The organism is Companilactobacillus sp. HBUAS56275, from assembly GCF_036913655.1.
Classification (GTDB): Bacteria; Bacillota; Bacilli; order Lactobacillales; family Lactobacillaceae; genus Companilactobacillus; species Companilactobacillus pullicola.
Genome location: NZ_JAYKKK010000011.1, coordinates 1625 through 4605, shown reverse-complemented (window position 1 = coordinate 4605; position 2981 = coordinate 1625). Strand labels below are relative to the sequence as shown.

The 2981-nt window shown below is 48.1% G+C and carries 1 rRNA gene; it reads right to left on the bottom strand.

Annotated features, from left to right (window positions below):
* Positions 1-2917, bottom strand: a 23S ribosomal RNA gene (locus tag U8526_RS12985).
* Between the last annotated feature and the right edge of the window lie 64 nt (positions 2918-2981).

Genomic DNA, 2981 nt, shown 5'->3' with positions numbered 1-2981 from the left:
CGGTTAAGTCCTCGATCTATTAGTACTGCTCAGCTCCATGTATCGCTACACTTCCACCCGCAGCCTATCTACGTCATATTCTCTAACGGATCTTACTTCCATAAAGGAATGGGAAATCTCATCTCGAGGGGGGCTTCACACTTAGATGCTTTCAGCGTTTATCCCGTCCATACGTAGCTACCCAGCGATGCGCCTGGCGGCACAACTGGTACACCAGAGGTATGTCCATCCCGGTCCTCTCGTACTAAGGACAGCTCCTCTCAAATTTCCTACGCCCGCGACGGATAGGGACCGAACTGTCTCACGACGTTCTGAACCCAGCTCGCGTACCGCTTTAATGGGCGAACAGCCCAACCCTTGGGACCGACTACAGCCCCAGGATGCGATGAGCCGACATCGAGGTGCCAAACCTCCCCGTCGATGTGAACTCTTGGGGGAGATAAGCCTGTTATCCCCAGGGTAGCTTTTATCCGTTGAGCGATGGCCCTTCCATATGGTACCACCGGATCACTAAGTCCGACTTTCGTCCCTGCTCGACTTGTCAGTCTCGCAGTCAAGCTCGCTTATGCCTTTACATTCTACGAATGATTTCCAACCATTCTGAGCGAACCTTTGAGCGCCTCCGTTACATTTTAGGAGGCGACCGCCCCAGTCAAACTGCCCACCAGACACTGTCCCTCATCGCGATAAACGATGTAGGTTAGAGTTTTCATATAACAAGGGTAGTATCCCACCAATGCCTCCTTCGAAACTAGCGTTCCGAAATCAACGGCTCCTACCTATCCTGTACATGTCACACAAAAACTCAATATCAAGCTACAGTAAAGCTCCATGGGGTCTTTCCGTCCTGTCGCGGGTAACCCGCATCTTCACGGGTATTATAATTTCACCGAGTCTCTCGTTGAGACAGTGCCCAAATCATTACGCCTTTCGTGCGGGTCGGAACTTACCCGACAAGGAATTTCGCTACCTTAGGACCGTTATAGTTACGGCCGCCGTTTACTGGGGCTTCAATTCTCAGCTTCGCAAAAGCTAACTGATCCTCTTAACCTTCCAGCACCGGGCAGGCGTCAGCCCATATACGTCATCTTACGATTTAGCATAGACCTGTGTTTTTGATAAACAGTTGTTTGGGCCTATTCACTGCGGCTGGCTGTTACACCAGCACCCCTTCTCCCGAAGTTACGGGGTCATTTTGCCGAGTTCCTTAACGAGAGTTCACTCGCTGACCTTAGGATACTCTCCTCGACTACCTGTGTCGGTTTGCGGTACGGGTAGTTTATTTCTAACTAGGAACTTTTCTTGGCAGTGTGAGTTATTGTGCTTCGTTACTAAAATTTCACTCCCCATCACAGCTTGTCCTTAAAGTTATAAGCATTTGACTCATAACAAGACTTACTGCTTGGACGCGCATATCCATCAGCGCGCACACATCATCCTCCTGCGTCCTTCCATCGTTCAAACAAAATAAACTAGTACAGGAATATCAACCTGTTATCCATCGATTACGCCTTTCGGCCTCATCTTAGGCCCCGACTAACCCTGGGAGGACGAGCCTTCCCCAGGAAACCTTAGTCTTGCGGCCGACCAGATTCTCACTGGTCTTTCGTTACTCATACCGGCATTCTCACTTCTAATCACTCCACTGCTCCTCACGGTACAGCTTCAATGCGATTACAACGCTCTCCTACCACGCATCTTACGATGCATCCACAGTTTCGGTATCATGCTTAGCCCCGGTACATTTTCGGCGCAGAATCACTCGACTAGTGAGCTATTACGCACTCTTTGAATGAATGGCTGCTTCTAAGCCAACATCCTAGTTGTCTATGCGTTTCCACATCCTTTTCCACTTAGCATGAATTTTGGGACCTTAACTGGTGATCTGGGCTGTTTCCCTTTCGACGGTGGATCTTATCACTCATCGTCTGACTCCCGAGTAAAGATCAATGGTATTCGGAGTTTATCTGAATTCAGTAACCCAAGACGGGCCCCTAGTCCAAACAGTGCTCTACCTCCACGATCCTAAACCTCGAGGCTAACCCTAAAGCTATTTCGGAGAGAACCAGCTATCTCCAAGTTCGTTTGGAATTTCACCGCTATCCACATCTCATCTCAGCATTTTTCAACATACACGAGTTCGGTCCTCCAATGCGTTTTACCGCATCTTCAACCTGGACATGGATAGGTCACTTGGTTTCGGGTCTACATCAACATACTTAGTCGCCCTATTCAGACTCGCTTTCGCTACGGCTCCAACTTTTCATTTTAACCTTGCATGTTAACGTAACTCGCCGGTTCATTCTACAAAAGGCACGCCATCATCCATTAACGGACTCTGACTATTTGTAGGCACACGGTTTCAGGATCTATTTCACTCCCCTTCCGGGGTACTTTTCACCTTTCCCTCACGGTACTGGTTCACTATCGGTCACTAGGGAGTATTTAGCCTTGGGAGATGGTCCTCCCGGATTCCGACGGAGTTTCTCGTGTTCCGCCGTACTCAGGATACTGAATGGAGTGGATCAGATTTCGTTTACGAGGCTTTCACTCTCTTTGGCCAAGTTTTCCAACTTGTTCGACTATCATAACCTTTTGTTCTCACAACATCAGTCCTACAACCCTAAAGAGCAAGCTCTTTAGTTTGGGCTATTCCCGTTTCGCTCGCCGCTACTCAGGGAATCGAATTTTCTTTCTCTTCCTGCAACTACTTAGATGTTTCAGTTCATTGCGTGTTCCTCTTGACTGCTATGTATTCACAGACAAGTAAATATCCATTACGATATTTGGGTTCCCCCATTCGGAAATCCCCGGATCAAAGCTTACTTACAGCTCCCCGAGGCGTATCGTCGTTAGTTACGTCCTTCATCGGCTCCTAGTGCCTAGGCATCCACCGTGCGCCCTTTATAACTTAACCTAAATTAAATTACAAAAAGTAATTTAAAACAATTTGCCATGATTTTCATCACAGCTGGCAATCT